Source organism: Clostridioides sp. ES-W-0018-02 (assembly GCF_020658175.1).
Taxonomy (GTDB): domain Bacteria; phylum Bacillota; class Clostridia; order Peptostreptococcales; family Peptostreptococcaceae; genus Clostridioides.
Genome location: NZ_JACVVY010000008.1, coordinates 23,194 through 41,466, shown reverse-complemented (window position 1 = coordinate 41,466; position 18,273 = coordinate 23,194). Strand labels below are relative to the sequence as shown.

Below are 18,273 nucleotides of genomic sequence, written 5' to 3'. Positions count from 1 at the left end.
TAAGACAAAATTATAAATCATATATTTAAATAGATGGGAGGAGTGATAAAATTGAATGTAAAGTTTAATATTAAAGGTATAATTTATGGAGTTATAGCTCTTATATTTGTAATAGGAGGATTTATATTCATACCAAGTATGTTTATAGAAAAAACTAAATCAATAGATTATACAGTATTGCAAAGGAATTCAATACCAGAAAAGATACTTGACGTTATGGACAAATACACAAATGAAGAAAGGGCATTAGCAGCTAAGATTGATAATAAAATATACATCATAGTAACTAGGGGAAATAATAAATATGGTATTGAGATGGATAACATAGAAAGTGTAAGTGAAGAAGGAAAAGAAGTTTTGAGAGTTAAGATAAAGTATAAGGATAAGGAGGATTCTCTTCCATACATAGTGGTTGAAACAAATATGAGTGAACTTCCAGATAGAATAGAGTTAAATTCTACTAAATAAAAGCATATTTTGTGATTAAATAACTATTTATTTGTATAGTAAAATAAAGTCATGGTTTTTATTAATGTAAATAAATCATGTCGAGGCTTTATTGATGTAAAAGCCATGACTTAAAATATTCATTGAATAAGATAAAAATTAAATATTAAACAGAGTGTTATATTAATAGTATTGAGAGTGTTAATTATTTGGTGTAAGAATTCTAGTTTCAGTAACTATATAGTTTAATTGAGCATCATGAGTTTCTTTTGGAATAGAATCGAATACCTGAAAGTCAAATGCTATTCCTATAGTTATTGCGTCTTTTCTTAAGTTCTCTAAAAATCTATCATAAAATCCTCCGCCATATCCCAATCTATAGCAATGTATGTCATATGCAACAGCTGGAACAATTACAACATCTAAAGCTTTAATATCAATTTTAGGCGATTTTTCGTTAGGTTCTCTTATTCCATATGCACCAATTTTTAGTCCGTTATCTAAATCTGTTATTTGAGTAGGAATTAATGTATGATTTTCTTTTATTGTAATAGGACTTGAGACTATTTTCTTTAGAGATAAAAGTTTTTTGATTAAATTATCTGTGTTAACTTCGTTATTAAAATCTAGATAAAGCATTATGTTAGTTGCGTTTCTTATATCCTCCATTTGAAGTAATTTTTCTGTTATCAAATTTGAATTATTTAGTATAAAATCAGCACCTTTATTTTTTCTATGCTCAATAACTTTTTTCCTAAATTCTTTTTTCATAAAATATTCCTCCCTTAATATGTTATAATGTGAACAGAATTTATATTCTAATATAAATTTTAGTATAGTTTATTGTAATAAGGCAATATATTTGGGTAAATGTAATAAAAATAACAGCTAGTCATATAATATATAATAGTTTATGTAAAAGGAGATGTATCTTGTGATTTCAAAAAAGAAAGCTATTTTTTTAGGGGTGATTTTAGTAATTATAACAGCTATGGCCACATCGGCATTTCAGCTTACATTAGGGAACAAAGTTGTAATATCAAAAGAACTCTATGAAGGCTATAAAAAATATGATAAGTTGTTAGGATTAGAATCTATTATAAAACAAGATTTTTATAAAAAAGTCTCTGATAAAGATTTAGTGGATGGAGCATCAAAGGGGTTATTCCTAGGAACAAATGATAAATATTCTGGTTATTACACTGAAGATGAAATGAAAAAGCTAATAGAAGATAGTGAGGGCTCTTATGTTGGTGTAGGGATGTATATAGGAGCATCAAAAGATGGAGGTCTTGTAGTAGTTCCTATGAAAGATTCTCCAGCAGAAAAAGCAGGAGTAAAAGCAGGAGATAAATTAATAAAAGTCAATGGAAAATCTGTATCATATAAAAATTCAGATGAAGCTGTAAGTATGATGAAAGGTAAAAAAGGCAAAAAAGTAAAGCTAGTAGTATTGAGAGAAGATAAACAACTAAGCTTTGAGCTGAAAACAGAACAGATAGTTGAGAAAAGTATAGAAAGTAAAGTAATTGATAATGATTTAGGATATATAGAAATTACCCAGTTTATATCAAGTACATATACTGATTTTGACAAAGCTTTAAAAGGGTTGAAAGAAAAGAATATTAAGGGATTAGTAATAGACCTTAGAAACAATCCTGGAGGAATGTTGGATATATGTAAAGAAGTTGCTGATGAATTAATTGGTGAAGGAACTATAGTGTATACTAAAGACAATAAAGGTAATACAGAATACTTAAAATCTGATAAAGAAAAATTGGGACTTCCAATAGTAGTTTTAACTAATGGAGAAAGCGCCTCTGCTGCTGAGATATTAACAGCTGCAATTGTTGATAATAAAGAAGGTATTTCTGTAGGTACTACGACTTATGGTAAAGGGCTGGTACAATCAGTTGTAAGATTAAAAGATGGAACAGGATACAAGCTAACTACTGCTCAATACTTTACACCTAATGGAGATTATATCAATGAAAAAGGAATAAAACCTACCATTGAAGAAAAAGATGAAAATAAACAGTTGGATGTGGCAACTAAGTGGCTTAGAGAACAGATTGATAAATAGGATTTAATTCTTATAAACTTATAGTATAAAATGAAGAGTATTATAAAAGGGGTTGTCTCAAAATTGATTTTTTTCCAATCAAATTTTAAGTTCAACTCCCTTTTTAGATTTTTATGTGCTATTTTTTATTATTTCTTTTTTAATTAATACTTTAAATTTTAATATCGAAGAAATTTGAGCACAATAAATAAAGCATATATATTTAAAAAAAATTTAATTATATAGCTATTTCAAATAAGTGTTTTCCAAATCTGCATTTTTGTATTCGATTATGTAATTTATCAATATTAAAGGCTAATGCCAATAGATAATATTCAGTTCTTATATTTTTATGACCTCTCATAAGAAATATCTTAAATCCTGTTTTTCAACAAAGTCTTTTAAAGTCTCGATGTTTTTTTGAAGCACTGTTTTTCTTTTTCCTTTTCCATATACAAACTCAATTTTCATTTTTTTAGATTTCTCAAGAATCAAATCTATCATTTCTTGCATTATATCAACTGAAATAAAATCTTGAGTTAGTCTATATCCAAGAGTGTTGCTTATAAATTCCTTTATCTTAGTTTGTAAATTTAATTCATTCTTATATGTAGATTTCTTCCATACAAATGTGTATTTATTAGCATTCGCTTCAATTTTTGTTCCATCTATGAATACATTTTTAAACGGAATTTCATCATAACTAATTAAAATTTCAACTAATTGTGTAAATAAATTTTCTATAACTGGAGCTAATCGCTCTGATCTAAAACGTGAAATTGTATTATGGTCAGGTACTTTCTCTCCATCTAGTAAAAATTTAAAGTTAATGTCTCGCCTACAGGCTTTCTCTATTTTTCTAGAAGAATAAATGCATTGTGTGTAACTATAAACTAAAATTTTAAATAGAATCTTCGAATCAACTACTGGATTTCTCCCTTTGGGAGAGTATGCTTCATATAACTTACTATAGTTCAACTCCTCTAAAATTAGGCTAAGTAGTCTTACTGAATCATCTTCGGGAATAATTGTTTCAATATCTAATGGCAATACCACTTGTTTACAACACCCGTATCTGCTATAATCAAAATGTGGTTTTTGGTTTTTCACAGAACAATTATCACATAGATTAGGGGTTCTTAGGAACCCCCTTTGTTTTTTATGTAGAATCTATTTATCAGTCTTATACTTACATATACCATTTACATAAGTTTCATGTATATTAAAGTTATCATCTATCACTATAAAATCTGCACTCATACCTTGGCACATAGAGCCACAGACATTATCAATATTGCAACTTAAAGCAGGTATATATGTAGCCATTTTTATTGCATCTTCTAAAGTTGATATATTCCAATCAACTATATTTCTTACAGCATTATCCATTGTCAATACACTCCCAGCTAAACTTCCACTGCTTAATCTTGCAACACCATTTTTTACATTGACACTAAACCTACCAAGAGTATATTCTCCATCATCCATAGCACCAGCTCTCATACAGTCTGTAATCAAAGCAATATTATTTCTAGACTTAATATCCATTATTATTTTAGCAGCTACAGGATTTACATGATGACCATCACAGATTAATTCAGCATAAGTACCTTTTAATGCCATGACAGCTCCAACCATTCCAGGTTCTCTATGATTTAAAGGGCTCATTCCATTATATGTATGTACAAACACTTTAGCACCTGAATTAACAACTTGTTCAACTTGCTCAAATGTAGCTGAGCTGTGGCCAAGTGCTACGGATATATTATTTTTAGTAGCGTATTTTGTGAATTCTATTGAACCATTACGTTCTGGGGCAATTGCTATTTTTCTTATTAAATTTTTTGATTTTTTTTGCCATAACTTTAAAGTGTCAATGCTGGGGTCTCTAAAATATTTTTCGTTTTGAGCACCTTTGTATTTTTCTGTAAAAAAGGGACCTTCTAAATAAATACCTTGTATTTTTGCACCTTCAACTTTATCATAATTATTACTTATATTTTCAATACAGTCATTTAGGTTATCTATAGAATCAGTTAAAGTAGTGGGTAGGAAAGACGTTACTCCATACTTTAATAGACCTTTTGAAATTGTGTTTATTGCTTCAAATGTATTATCCATAATGTCTACACCCAAAAGTCCATGGATATGAGTATCAACTAAACCAGGAGCAATATATTTACCTGAAAAATCTATAACACTATCAGCAATATCTGGTTTTTCTTGTTGAAATTCACCAAATTTACCATCAATTATTCTAAGGTAACCTTTTTCTTTGATGCCATACTTCATAAAAAATTTATCTGCATAAATAAAATTTTTCAAAACTACCTCCTTATAATTTGTACTATCATTTGTAGTTTTGACGTTTATAAAACATTAAGTTTTCTGGAAATCTATTTAAAATTTATTATCTTACATGCCTTATCTTATATACAAATTTATCACTTCTAGCAACACTCAAGGTAAATTCAATAACTATATTGTCATCATTATATGTGGTACGAAGTAATTTTAGACAAGGTGAATCACCTGGGACTTCTAGCAACTTTGATTCCTTATCAGATATTATTCCTGCAGAAAATTCCTCATCAGCCACTTTAATAATCTCTCCATAATCTTCTCTAAATATCTCATATAGAGGTTTTTGTTCTATTTTTTCTTGTGTCAGTCCTGTAAATTCTTTCATAGGAAGATATGTTCTTTCAAGCATCATAGGGAGATTATCAGCAAGTCTTAGACGCATTATTTTTATTATTTTTTCACCAGGAGCTATACCTAATTTCTCAGAAAAATATTTTGTACTTTCCACTACCTCAAATGATAATACTTTTGTACTTGGTTTTTTTCCTTGTGTTCTCATGTAATCTGTAAAGCTATAACTATCCATTAAGTTTTGGGAATTTTGATTAAGTGCAGCAACAAAAGTTCCTTTTCCATGTCTTTTGTATATATATCCCATATGTTCTAATTCAGCCATAGCTAGTCTAACTGTAGTTCTACTTACTCCATATTCATCACAAATTTTTCTTTCGGAAAGCATTCTATCATTTGGTTCCATCTCGTTTTCAATTTTAGTCCTTAGTATCTCAACAAGTTGGTCATATATTGGTCTTTTATCATTTCTTTTTATCATAAAAATTTATAGTCCTTTCTAAGTGGTTATAACCACAATTTGATTATAAAATATACAATTATTTCTGTCAATGAGTAAAGCTTAATCAAAATTAAATAAGTAAGACTATTAATTTGTTTCAAAATTATGATGCATTGACAAAACGAATAAAATAATTTATATTCAAATTGGTAATAACCACTTGGAATGTATTATAGACGAGGATTTTATATTTTTACATATTAATTTATTATTTAGAAAAGTAAAAGGTTAATAATGAGGAGAATCTAGTATGATTACAATAATAACTTTCAACCCATCTATAGATAAAATGTATAGAGTAAATAGTATAAATATAGGTGAGGTGCAAAGGGTAGTAAGTACAAATGCAACTGCTGGAGGTAAAGGATTAAATGTAGCTAAAGTATGTAAAGTTTTAAAAGAAAAACCTTTGGCTATGGGATTTTTGGGGGGATTCAATGGAAAATTCATACAAAATGAACTTAAAAAATTAGATATAGAAAATAAATTTACAAATATAAAGCAGGAAACTAGAAATTGTCTAAATATAATTGAAGACAATAAAATAAGTACAGAATTTTTAGAAAAGGGACCAAGGGTGGAAAAAAGTGATTTAGAGAGGTTTGAAAATGACATAGATGAAGTAATAAAAAGTACTAAAATACTAGTGGCATCTGGTAGTTATTGTGAAAATATGCCAATAGACTATTATGAAAAGTTAGGTAATTTATGTAGAGAAAATAATATAAAATTTATATTAGATACATCAGGAGATGCTTTAAAAGTAGCTTTAAAGTCGCAACCATATTTAATAAAGCCAAATATAGATGAAATAAGAAATTTATTAGGAATTAATATAGAGTCAAGAGAGGAAGTTATCTTATCAGGAAAAAAACTTCTTGAAATGGGGGCAGAAAATGTATGTATATCTCTAGGAAAAGATGGAATGGTTTATTTAAGTAGAGATAGTGTATATGATGTTAAAGTACCATCTGTAAAATGTGTAAATACTGTAGGTAGTGGAGATAGCACGATAGCTGGATTTAGTGTAGGTATTTTAAGAGGGTACGAAATAGAAGATTTACTTAAGTTTGCAAATGCTTGTGGTATAAGTAATGCTCTAAATATGGAAACTGGATTTGTATGTTTAGAAGAAGTTGAGAAGTATCAAAATTTAGTTGAAGTAACAAAGTTAAGTTAAATATAGCTAATGTGAATATAATGGGTTTAGTATGCATGTAATAGAATTTTATGTATAAAAACATAGTCTTATATAAAAATAAGTTAGAGACCTTTGTCTCTAACTATTTTTATAATAAATATCTATTTTACTGAACCTATAATTTTCTCTAGTAATCTTTGAGCTTTAATGCACTCTTCTCCACTAATTGCTGGCTTTATATTATTTTCTAAGCAATCAATGAAATGATTTGTTATATCCTCAAAACCCTTTTGTTTTAATATATTTACCCATGCACCACTCTGTTTTGACGTTAGATTTCCATTTTCCTCTATTTCCAGTACATTAAGATTCTTAACTCTTTGAATCTTACCTTTTGAAAGAATTTCAACTTGCTCTAATTTTGTTCCAGAATCTCTATGCATAGAGGTATTTATAGAAAAATATTTACCTTTAAGTTTATGACTTACAAATATTAGATTTTTATTGTCTGTCAAAAATAAATCCTCTCCAGTAATTTCGACATCGCCATTTGCTAACCATAAAGCAGTGTCAATAACATGTATATAGTCATCTATAAGTGTACTGTCAAATCTAACATTTCTTAAGGAATTTAATCCATGTTTACATATGTTGATAGATACAATTTCTGTGGCATTATTTTTAATTTCTTTGTACATGGGACAGAATCTGCGATTGAATCCAACCATTAAATTTAAGTTTCTTTTCAGACTTAACTCAATAAGTTCTTCTCCTTGCTCGACTGTTGAGGCAAGGGGCTTGTCTACATATATATGAGTATCTAAATTTAATAATTTCTTTATAATATCGTAATGTGTCTCTGTAGAGCTATGTAGAAAAATACAATCACATTTTTTAGCTAAAGATTCAATAGAATCAAATAGTGTGAGTCTATAATCACTACAGATTTTTTCTCTCTTGGCTTTATTTGGAGTAAAAGCTCCTACAAACTCAAATCGCTCGGATTTTGCTAATACAGGTAAATATGCCTTTTGAGCTATAGAGCCAAGACCTATCATACCTACTTTTATATTTTTCATAATAGTTTCTCCTAGTGTTTTTTATATTTATAGAACTGATTATAATTCAGACACATAAATTTGTAAACTTTGTGTCAAAAAAATAAATCTGAAGTTTATGCAGGCAAATCAATGGTCAAATAAAGATAATTGATAAAATAATTTTAAAAAATGTATATAAAATTGACTGACATAAATATTTTATGTGTTGACAAAAAATTCAAATTAATTTATATTTGGATTAGTGGTAATAACCACTTTGTTTAAATAAATTTTTATCATAAAATAAAAATACCAAAACGTCTATAATATAATTCTAATAAATTTTTTAATATAAACTAAAAATAAATTATGAAAATAATCAAAATGTATAGAGTGTATTTAAAAATTAGTTTTAGTAGTAATAAAAAGTCCAAGTAAAAAATATAAAAAGATATATTTTTTTTATATTTAAAAGTGGTTATAACCTCATTACCAAAAATAAATGTTATAAGTATGAAAGGGGAATAAAAATGTTTAAACTAGAAGAACAAAAACTAAAAGATTTAGGTGCAATAATAACGACTAATGAAATAAAACAACAACCTGAACTATGGTTAGAAACTTATGAAATATATAAATCCAATAAAGAAAGATTAAGTAGATTTATAGACACAATAAGTAATAATCATGGGCAGTTTAGAGTTATATTTACAGGTGCTGGAACTTCAGCTTATGTAGGCAACTCAATACTTCCGTATCTTAAAAATAAAAATGACATAAGAAAATACATATTTGAAACAATACCTACTACAGATATAGTTTCTAATCCATATGATTACTTAAAAAAAGATGTGCCAACGTTATTAGTTTCATTTGCAAGAAGTGGAAATAGCCCTGAAAGTTTGGCTGCTCTAAATTTGGGAAATAAGATTGTAGATAATTTTTATCATTTAGCTATAACTTGCAATCCAGAAGGAGAACTGGCTAAAATGACTAAAAATGATGAAAATAATTACTTATTATTAATGCCATCAAAATCAAATGATAAAGGTTTTGCTATGACAGGAAGTTTTTCATGTATGATGTTATCTGCTATGTTGATATTCGATAGTTTAGAAGAGAATATAGAAAAGTCATATATAAATACAATAATTGAGATGGGAAAAAATGTTATAGATAGAGAAGATGAAATACATGAGTTAATAAATAAAGATTTTGATAGAGTTGTATACTTAGGCTCAGGGGGATTAGGTGGTTTGACACAAGAAGCACAACTAAAACTTTTAGAACTTACAGCAGGGAAAATAGCTACAGTATATGATTCTCCTATGGGATTTAGACATGGCCCAAAATCATTTATTGATGAAAAGACACTTGTCTTTGAATTTGTATCTAATTGTTCATATACACGAAAATATGACTTAGATGTTTTAGAGGAAATAAAAAGAGATAAACTTGCTAAACTTGCTTGCTCAGTATCAGTAGAAGATGAAAATAATTTCTCAGGAACAAAGTTTGAATTTGAAGGAAAGTACAATAAATTACCAGATGTGTATCTTGCAATGCCATACATATTATTTGCACAAACTATAGCATTATTTGTATCTATAAAAGTTGAAAATAAGCCAGACACACCGTCAGCTACGGGAACAGTAAATAGAGTAGTAAAAGGTGTAACAATATATGAATACTAAAAGCATTTATTAAAATATTATAATTAAATAATTTGGGGGGTATCAATGTGGCATTAGTAACAACAACATCTATGCTTAAAAAGGCACAAGATGAAGAGTATGCAGTAGGAGCATTTAATGTGGAAAATATGGAAATGGTAATTGCTGTTATAGAAGCTGCTGAGGAGTTAAATTCTCCAGTTATATTACAAACTACTCCGTCAACTGTAAAGTATGCAGGGCTTGATTATTATCTAGCAAACGCAAAGGTTGCTGCAGAAAGAGTAAATATACCTGTGGCAATGCATCTAGACCATGGCTCAAGTTTCGACCTTGCAATGAAAGCTTTAAGGGATGGATATACATCAATAATGATAGATGGTTCTCATGAAAGTTTTGAAAATAATATATCTCTATCTAAATCAGTAGTAGAAGCATGTAACCCGTCTCTTATACCAGTTGAAGCAGAACTTGGAAAAGTTGGAGGGAAAGAAGATGATTTAGATGGTGGAGACAATAATGATTATACAAATCCAAAAGAGGCAAAAGAATTTGTCGATAGAACAGGAGTATCTTCATTAGCCATAGCTATAGGTACAGCGCATGGGCTGTATAAAGGTGAACCTAAAATAGATTTAGACAGACTATCAGAAATTAAAAAAGTAGTTTCAATACCTTTAGTATTACATGGAGGTTCAGGAATACGTGATGATATTATAAAAGAGGCTATAAAAAGAGGGATTACAAAAGTTAACTATGCAACTGAATTAAGAATTGCATATAGTAATGGAGTTAAAAAAGTTTTAAGTGAAGATTCTGAAGTTATAGACCCTAAAAAATATGGATTAGCAGGACTTCAATCAGTAAAGGACTTTGTAAAAGAAAAGATTAAAGTATGTGGGTCTGTAAATAAAGCATAAAAAATAAAATATCCTAAATTTATTTTAGATAAGTTTAGGATATTTGTTATATGAAAAATTTATTTCATTTATAGCGATAATGGTGTATTTTTTTCATTTAATTGATGAAAAATATCAGCTTTTATTGGTAAAGTATTACATATATAATTAAAATATAATAAAAATTGAACTATATATTTTATTATTATGAAATATATATCTTAAATTTTAGTACTAAAATATACTAGGACATAAACTTCGATAAATACAAATAAAGAGTTTAATTTTTATAAGAAAATATTTTTGTTTATAATACTACTTTGAAAAATATAATAATACTGGGGGAGGTGGTGATATGAGAGAACGCATTATTCTTGAGACATTGAAAAATAGTAGTGGTTATCTAAATATAGATTATTTTGCAGATAAGTTGGGGGTATCTACTCGAACTATCAGAAATGAAATAAAAAAGATAGAAACTATAAAAGAATGTAATGGTTTCAAATTAGAATATAAGTCTAAATTAGGATATATTCTAAATATTAAAGACCAAGATAAATTCGAGCATTACCTAAAAAACTTACCCTCAGACTTAGTTGAAAATCCAGAACAACGGTTGGAGTCTATAATAGTAGAACTTTTAATAAATGAAGGTTATAAAACTATAGAGCAGTTAAGTAAAAAATTTTTAGTCAGTTCATCTCAAATAAAAAATGATTTGAAAAAGGTAGATGAAAAGATAAAAGATACAGAATTAAAATTAGAAAGAAAGGCTCATTATGGAATCAAAATAGAAGGCTCTGTAAAAGAAATTCAAAGTATATTAGTAGATAGTTATTTTAAAGGTAATAGAAATATAACAGAGTATAGAAATAAGTTTATAGATAATTTTAAATTAGATAATATCAGAAGTACAATAAAAAATATCCTTAATGAACATAACTTAGAAGTTAACTTAACAGAGCTTGAGGAAATATTAGCACAAATTATTATATTGTATATAAGAGTTAGTATGAGAGTGGTGAGAGATATTAATGATTTAGACTTATATACAGAAGATTTAATTATAGATGACTTATTAGATAAAATTTTTAAAGATAAAAAATATAATCTTACTCATGACGAAAAGTATTACTTAAAACAACTTATAAAATTAAGGACTAAAGATAAGAAAGCCACTATAAAGAATATAGATAAAAATAAACTTCAAGATATAATGTATGAATTTTTTAGAGATATAGATAAAAAGTATGACTCTAATTTTTTGGAGGATAAAGAGTTTCTTAACTTATTTTATTTACATATTGCATGTTTAATAGAACGTATAAAGAAGAATCACAAGATAATAAATCCTTTTTCAGTTAAGATAAGTCAACAGTATCCAACTGTTTTTAATTTATCAATTCAATTTTCAAAAATTATAGAAGATGAGTATCATATAAAAATAAGTCAAGATGAAATAGGTTTTATAGCAACTCACATTGCTGTTCCTTTTGAAAAAAGAGAAGAGGCTAATTTTAATAAAAAATATAAGATAGCAATAATATGTTCTTCTGGCGGAGGTAGCGCATTTTTGATAAATTTAAGACTTAAAGAAATCTTTCCAAATGCTGATATAAAAAACTTTTCATTGCTAGAAGAAAAGGCTGTAGTAGAATTTGCACCAGATTTGATTTTTTCAATAACAAATCTTTTATTTGAAATAAATACTCCAGTTATTCTTATAAATGAAATTTTAGACGAACTAGATTATTTGGATATTAAAGAAAGTATTAGATTTGCAGAACATATAGGAAATATATCAAGTCCAAAACAATACATATTAGGTCTGTTTGATAAGAATCATTTTAGATGTATAAAAGATAAATTCAAATATAAGGATATTCTTGATGGCATGTCACAATGCATAGTTGATGAAGGAGCTTGTTCTCCGACCTATCCTAAAGATGTGTGGGAAAGAGAGAGTTATTTGAGCACTATTTATACAAATGGTGTAGCGATACCTCATCCAATTGAAATGACAGGTAATAAAAATATTATATCAGTGGCCTTGATACAAACTGATATTAGTTATGAAAATAGAGTGCCAAGGATTATTTTCATGATTTCATTAATAAAGGGAAATCTAGAACTTCATAAACAGATATCTAAGTATCTAAGTAAGATTATGACAGATAAGGATATGGTAGATATGCTAAATAAGTCGCAATCATATGAAGAGTTTATGTATAAGTTAAAAATCTATCTGGGAGGTTAGACATGAATATAGAGTTTTTTAAGAGATTATCAGAAGCAGATGGTATAGCATCTAATGAAGAGGAGGTTAGGCAAGTTTTATTAAAAGAATTAAGAGATTATAGTGATAGAGTTATATGTGATGGGCTAGGGAGTATAATTTTTTCTAAAATAAAAGATGAAAATGCACCAAATGTAATGATTTGTGCTCATATGGATGAAGTTGGATTTATGGTGAGAAGTATAGATAAACTTGGTATGATTCACCTAATAACAATAGGAGGGGTAAAACCCCTTGCACAGTTTGTCCAAAAAATTAGAATTACAACAAGAGAAGGAAAAAAAATACCTGCTATCATAAATGCCACATATAATAATGGCAAAGCTGAAAATATATATGCAGATATTGGAGCATATACAGAAGAAGAGGTATACAATTTAGGGATTCATGTTGGGGATATGGTGACCTATACAACAAACTTTGAGGAATTTACTCTGTCAGACCGATTAGTGGGAAAAGCTTTTGATGATAGAATAGGATGCTTTGTTATGGGTGAGGTTTTAAAAGAGTTAGAGAAGAAAAATATAAGATGTAATATTCACTTTGCAGCTACAAGTAGTGAAGAGGTTGGAATAAGGGGTGCAAAGACAGCAACACAGTTGATAAATCCTGATATAGTATTTGTGATAGATGTAGCATGTGCTAAGAACGAGTTTGTAAGAGACTATACAAATCAGAAACAAATTGATAAAGGCATAATGTTAATGCATAGAGATAGGACTCTAGTCCCTAGTAGAAAAATGATAGATTATGTAATGGAAATTGCTGATGAAAATAACATACTACTTCAACACGATATGTTTGAATCAGGTGGAACTGATGGGGGGGAAGCACATCTTGTAAATGAAGGTAAACCTTGTGTAGTAACTTGTGTACCAGTCAGATATGGTCATTGTGCATTTTCGATAGTAAGTAATAAAGATTTAGATGCCATTATAAGATTATATACACAATTAATTTTAAATTTTGATGAAGAAAAATATAAACATATAAGAAATTTTATTTAAAGGAGAATAAGAAAATGTCAACAGAAGTGCAAATAATGGAACTTATATCAACTGCAGGAGAAAGTAAATCAAAAGCTTTCGAAGCTTTAAAAAAAGTTAAGGCAAAAGATTTTAAAGGAGCAAAATTGTTAATAGAGGAGGCTCGTAAAATAGATATTGAAGCTCACAGAATACAGACAGAATTAATAACTCAAGATTTAAATGAAGATGTTGAAAGTCCAGCAATGAGTCTTCTAATGGTACATGCCCAAGATCACTACATGACTTCTCAACTAGCGAAAGATTTGATAGAGGCTTTGATAGATTGTTTTGATAAGTAGTTGAAGTGTATAAATAAATTATTTACATAAATTTTCTTTTAGAAAGTTTTAAATACTTTCAAGAGATAATAAAAAATACAAATTTTAGGAGGAATTATTATGAAAATATTATTATGTTGTGCAGGTGGATTTTCTACTAATATGCTAATGCAAAATATGAAGAAGGTAGTAAAAGAAAGTACTAAACTTAATGAAAAAGATTTTGAATTTACAGCTATACCAGCAGATTCAATAGAAAGTGAGGTTGATGATTGGGATATAGTACTTATAGGTCCTCAAATAGCTCACAAAATAGATTTTTTAAAGGGAATATTAGAGCCTAAAAATAAACCTTTTGCAGTAATAGATAAAGATGTTTATGGAAAAATGGATGGAGCTACAGTTATGAAGTTAGCATTAATAACTTATAAGAAACATCAATTAGCTCAAGGATAATAAGAATATTGAGGGAAAAGGGGGATTAAATATGTTTTCAAAATTTGAAGCGTTTATGAATAGAGTATTTATGCCTTTAGCTCACAAGGTTGACAATCAGCGTCATCTTGGTTCTATAAAGGCTGGTATGGTAGCTATGACACCATTCACAATATTAGGAAGTATATTTGCAATACTTCCAGCACTTCCAAACATGCTTGGAGAAAATAACTCAATAAGCAAATTCATATTGAATAATGCAGCAATACTGGACTTGCCAGTAAGTCTTTCCATAGGTTTGATAGGATTATATGCTTGTATGTGTATTGCTTTTAATCTAGGTAATTATTATAAGTTATATATACCAGGTTGTGTTGCATTATCAACTTTTTCTTTTCTATTCCTAGTAGCATCATTCACACCAGATGGTGCATTAGAAATAGGAAACTTAGGAGCTAAAGGGCTATTTACGGGGATGATAGCAGGGCTTGGTTCTGTAGAGTTATATAATTTCTGTAGTAGGAAGAATATTACAATAAAAATGCCAGAAAATGTACCTGATTTTGTTTCTAGGTCTTTTGAGTTAATACCAACTACTATAATAGTTTGTGGTACTTTTATAGTTGCTCGTTTTATTTCATTAAAAGTGTTTGGAGAATTACCTCCACAGATACTTACTCAATTTTTATCTCCATTAGTAGGAAGTATGGATAATCCATGGTCAGTTCTTGCTCTTAATTTTGCGATATGCACCATATTCTTTTTTGGAATACATTCATCAGTATTTAGCCCTATAACTAGACCTATAATGATTACATTTATAGCTGAAAATATAGCAGCTATGCAAGCTGGTGAAACAATACCTCATTTCTTTACAGCAGGAGCTTCAAGTGCATTCTTTGGATTTACAGGTTGTGGAATTAGTATAGGTTGTGTAATCGCATGTATGTTATCAAAAAATTCATCTTATAAAAAAATTGGACGTGTATCATTATTCCCTGCATTATTTGGAATAAATGAACCAATATTATTTGGTGCACCTATAATATTAAATCCAATAATGTTTATACCACATGTATTTGGTGGAGCTATAATAGGTACATTACCAATGTTTTTTATGCACTGGGGATGGTTAGCAAAACCAGTATTTGACCCTCCATATGTAGGAGTATTCTTAGAAGGTTTTTTAACTAATGGAGATTGGCATTCTATATTAGCAAATGCATTACAATTAGTATTAGCAATCTTGTTATATTGGCCATTCTTTAAAATAATGGAACGTCAACAAAATAATAAAAAACAAAAAGAAGAAACAAAGAACATATTCTCTAAAGAAGAAGAAGACCTATTAGATGATTTAGGGCTGGATTTCTAATATTTTGTTATGAATAACACAATAGAGAGACTAACAGATTTAATCCATAAAAGAGGTGTTGACGCTCTTTTGATTAAGTCCCAAAATACTAAAAGATACATAGGAGCATTATCAGGTAGCGGTGTGTATGTACTTATTACTAAAGATAAAAACTATCAAATTCTAGATGGTAGATATACTGATGAAGCAGATAAAAAAACGAGTGGTTTCATAAAAAGAGTTGTATCTCAAGGTTCTTATATACCAAATATAATCGAATTATTAAGAGAATTAAATATAGGAAAGCTAGCAATAGAAAATCAGGCTATGAGTATACAAGAGTATATTTTGCTAAAAAATGCAGGTTTTGAAATCAGTTTAATAACCAATGAATTATGGAAATTAAGGGCTATAAAATCTAAAGTAGAAATTGAACTTATTAAAAAGGCATGTGAGATTACAGATGAAGTATTTAGTGAAGTTATTTCTGAGATTAAAAAAGATATGACCGAACTAGAAGTATCAGCTCTAATTCAGTATCATGCATTGAAAAAAGGTGCAAGTGGAATGTCTTTTGAAACAATAGTGGTATCAGGAGAAAGAGGAGCAATGCCACATGGAAGACCTACAAACAAAAAACTGAGAACGAATGAGGCTATAACAATAGATTTTGGTGTTGTTTATCAAGGGTATCAATCAGATATGACCCGTACAATATCTATAGGTAAACCTCCTGAAATTATTCAAGATATATATGATGTGGTATTAGAAGCACAATTATCTGCAATAGAGTCAATAAAAGAAGGCGTTAAAGCCAGTGATGTTGACAAAGTAGCTAGAGAAATTATAAATAAACATGGATTTGGTGAGTATTTTAATCATGGGCTGGGTCATGGTATAGGTCTTGGAGATGGCGAGGTTCCTACCCTAAATCAAAATAGTGATGATATATTAACAGAGGGAATGGTAATGTCTTGTGAGCCAGGAATCTATATTCCAAATATAGGGGGAGTTAGGATAGAAGATGACATTGCTATAATAGATGGAAAAGGTATCCCACTCAATAAGACATCTAAAGATTTTATGATATTAGGAGAATAAAATTATGAAATATAATTTTGACAAAGTATTAAATCGTAAAGAGGGGAATTGTAGGAAATGGAGCAACCATGTAATTAAAGAAAAGTTTGACTTAAATGAAGATGCAATTCCTATGGATTTAGCTGATATTGATTTTGAATGTGCTCCTACCATAAAAGAAGCTATCTTAAAAAGAGCCTCGGTAGGAGATTATAGTTATACTTTTATAGGAGATGACTTCTATGATGCTGTTATAAATTGGAACAAAAGACGATTTGATATATATGTAGAGAAAGAATGGATAAAGTTAACTTTTGGTACTGTTTCAACTCTTCATTATATAGTCCAAGCATACACTAAAGAAGGAGATGGTGTATTGATAAATACACCTGCCTATGACCCTTTTGCAGAAGCTGTAGTAAATAATAATAGAAAGTTATGCTGTAGTTCATTAAAATTAGATAATAATAGATATTATTTAGATTTAGAAGATATAGAAAAGCGAATGAAATACGAAAATATAAAATTATTTATATTCTGTAGTCCACAAAATCCATCAGGTCGTATATGGACAAAGGAAGAACTGTATAAAGTGTCAGAGTTATGCTTAAAGTATAATGTACTTTTGGTAAGTGATGAAATTCATAGGGATGTAGTATTTAAAAGTCATAGATTTGTGTCTTTATGGAATTCTCATCCAGAAATTTATAAAAATAGCATAATCTGTGTATCTCCTAATAAAGGATTCAACTTAGGAGGATTAAAAACATCTTATGTACTAATAAGAGATTTAAAAGTTAGAGAAATTTTGTTAGAAAGACTAAAAAGTAACTCAATAACCTCTCCAAATGTATTTGCAATACCAGCAATTGTTGCGGCATATAATGAAAGTGAAAAATGGTTAGATGAGATGACCAATTATGTAGAAGATAATTTTCAAATAGTCTATGAGTTCTTTGAGACATATATACCAAAAGCTAAGGTTATGAAATCAGACTCTTCTTTTCTAGCTTGGATAGATGTGAGAGAAGTATTTAGAAATGAAGAAGAATCGAAAGAGTTTTTTAGACATGCAAATTTAACTATGGTAGTTGGAAGTTACTTTGTAAAAGATGGAGAGGGGTTTATCCGTCTTAATATAGGGTGTCCTAAAGAAACATTAAATGAAGCTCTAAATAGAATTAAAAAAACGTATATAAGTATGTATTGTTAAGCCATAAAAAATAAGATATTTATAGGCTTATGTAAAAATATATTATTTAGTTATCAAATATTACTGGAATTTTGTATTCCAGTAATATTTTTTGATTAAGGAATATTAAATAATACCACTTCATATTATTATAATAACTTATATTAATATATTTTATAACTTTGTTAACA

General features: G+C 28.5%; 17 protein-coding genes. 12 read left to right on the top strand and 5 right to left on the bottom strand.

Annotation, left to right across the window (positions count from 1 at the left end):
• Window positions 1-51: 51 nt before the first annotated feature.
• The gene (locus IC219_RS16000; protein WP_255613016.1) at window positions 52-468 is read left to right on the top strand and encodes a hypothetical protein; all 417 of its coding nucleotides are present in this window, start codon (window positions 52-54) and stop codon (window positions 466-468) included.
• A gap of 180 nt (window positions 469-648) precedes the next feature.
• Here the strand turns inward: IC219_RS16000 and IC219_RS15995 are convergent, their stop codons facing one another.
• Entirely contained in the window at window positions 649-1,218 is a 570-nt protein-coding gene (locus tag IC219_RS15995; protein ID WP_227436202.1) for a 5-formyltetrahydrofolate cyclo-ligase, read from the bottom strand.
• 154 nt (window positions 1,219-1,372) lie between these two features.
• Between IC219_RS15995 and IC219_RS15990 the strand changes: the two genes are divergently transcribed.
• On the top strand, window positions 1,373-2,530 hold the full coding sequence (locus tag IC219_RS15990) for a S41 family peptidase (protein WP_227831518.1): 1,158 nt from the start codon (window positions 1,373-1,375) through the stop codon (window positions 2,528-2,530).
• Window positions 2,531-2,869: 339 nt separating this feature from the next.
• On the opposite strand, the gene IC219_RS15985 is transcribed toward IC219_RS15990, so the two are convergent.
• The 3 genes from IC219_RS15985 to IC219_RS15975 form a co-directional block, all read right to left on the bottom strand.
• Window positions 2,870-3,619 (bottom strand): transposase, encoded by a 750-nt coding sequence (locus tag IC219_RS15985; RefSeq protein WP_227831517.1) that lies wholly within the window; start codon window positions 3,617-3,619, stop codon window positions 2,870-2,872.
• A 60-nt stretch (window positions 3,620-3,679) separates the two neighbouring features.
• Window positions 3,680-4,834, bottom strand: coding sequence for an N-acetylglucosamine-6-phosphate deacetylase (gene nagA, locus IC219_RS15980; protein ID WP_227831516.1), 1,155 nt, complete (start codon window positions 4,832-4,834; stop codon window positions 3,680-3,682).
• Window positions 4,835-4,919: 85 nt separating this feature from the next.
• Complete coding sequence (locus tag IC219_RS15975) at window positions 4,920-5,645, bottom strand: GntR family transcriptional regulator (protein ID WP_227831515.1); 726 nt, start codon at window positions 5,643-5,645, stop codon at window positions 4,920-4,922.
• 271 nt (window positions 5,646-5,916) lie between these two features.
• On the opposite strand from IC219_RS15975, the gene pfkB reads away from it, so the two are divergent.
• The gene (gene pfkB, locus IC219_RS15970; protein WP_227831514.1) at window positions 5,917-6,846 is read left to right on the top strand and encodes a 1-phosphofructokinase; all 930 of its coding nucleotides are present in this window, start codon (window positions 5,917-5,919) and stop codon (window positions 6,844-6,846) included.
• A gap of 122 nt (window positions 6,847-6,968) precedes the next feature.
• On the opposite strand, the gene IC219_RS15965 is transcribed toward pfkB, so the two are convergent.
• A complete protein-coding gene (locus IC219_RS15965) occupies window positions 6,969-7,886 on the bottom strand; it encodes a Gfo/Idh/MocA family protein (RefSeq protein WP_227831513.1) in 918 nt (305 codons plus the stop codon).
• Between the two features lie 491 nt (window positions 7,887-8,377).
• On the opposite strand from IC219_RS15965, the gene IC219_RS15960 reads away from it, so the two are divergent.
• The 9 genes from IC219_RS15960 (at window position 8,378) to IC219_RS15920 (ending at window position 18,103) form a co-directional block, all read left to right on the top strand.
• A complete protein-coding gene (locus IC219_RS15960; protein WP_227831512.1) occupies window positions 8,378-9,541 on the top strand; it encodes an SIS domain-containing protein in 1,164 nt (387 codons plus the stop codon).
• 47 nt (window positions 9,542-9,588) lie between these two features.
• Window positions 9,589-10,440: a tagatose-bisphosphate aldolase subunit GatY gene (gatY, locus tag IC219_RS15955; protein ID WP_021386363.1), complete on the top strand. Its 852-nt coding sequence runs from the start codon at window positions 9,589-9,591 to the stop codon at window positions 10,438-10,440.
• Between the two features lie 334 nt (window positions 10,441-10,774).
• A complete protein-coding gene (locus IC219_RS15950; RefSeq protein ID WP_227831511.1) occupies window positions 10,775-12,676 on the top strand; it encodes a BglG family transcription antiterminator in 1,902 nt (633 codons plus the stop codon).
• 2 nt (window positions 12,677-12,678) lie between these two features.
• The gene (gene ypdE / locus IC219_RS15945; RefSeq protein WP_227831510.1) at window positions 12,679-13,722 is read left to right on the top strand and encodes an aminopeptidase; all 1,044 of its coding nucleotides are present in this window, start codon (window positions 12,679-12,681) and stop codon (window positions 13,720-13,722) included.
• A 14-nt stretch (window positions 13,723-13,736) separates the two neighbouring features.
• Complete coding sequence (locus IC219_RS15940; RefSeq protein WP_021386337.1) at window positions 13,737-14,042, top strand: PTS lactose/cellobiose transporter subunit IIA; 306 nt, start codon at window positions 13,737-13,739, stop codon at window positions 14,040-14,042.
• A 99-nt stretch (window positions 14,043-14,141) separates the two neighbouring features.
• The gene (locus IC219_RS15935; protein ID WP_021386367.1) at window positions 14,142-14,477 is read left to right on the top strand and encodes a PTS sugar transporter subunit IIB; all 336 of its coding nucleotides are present in this window, start codon (window positions 14,142-14,144) and stop codon (window positions 14,475-14,477) included.
• 31 nt (window positions 14,478-14,508) lie between these two features.
• Complete coding sequence (locus tag IC219_RS15930; RefSeq protein WP_227831509.1) at window positions 14,509-15,831, top strand: PTS transporter subunit EIIC; 1,323 nt, start codon at window positions 14,509-14,511, stop codon at window positions 15,829-15,831.
• Window positions 15,832-15,840: 9 nt separating this feature from the next.
• Complete coding sequence (locus tag IC219_RS15925; RefSeq protein WP_227831508.1) at window positions 15,841-16,911, top strand: aminopeptidase P family protein; 1,071 nt, start codon at window positions 15,841-15,843, stop codon at window positions 16,909-16,911.
• A gap of 4 nt (window positions 16,912-16,915) precedes the next feature.
• Window positions 16,916-18,103, top strand: coding sequence for a MalY/PatB family protein (locus IC219_RS15920; RefSeq protein WP_227831507.1), 1,188 nt, complete (start codon window positions 16,916-16,918; stop codon window positions 18,101-18,103).
• Window positions 18,104-18,273: the final 170 nt, after the last annotated feature.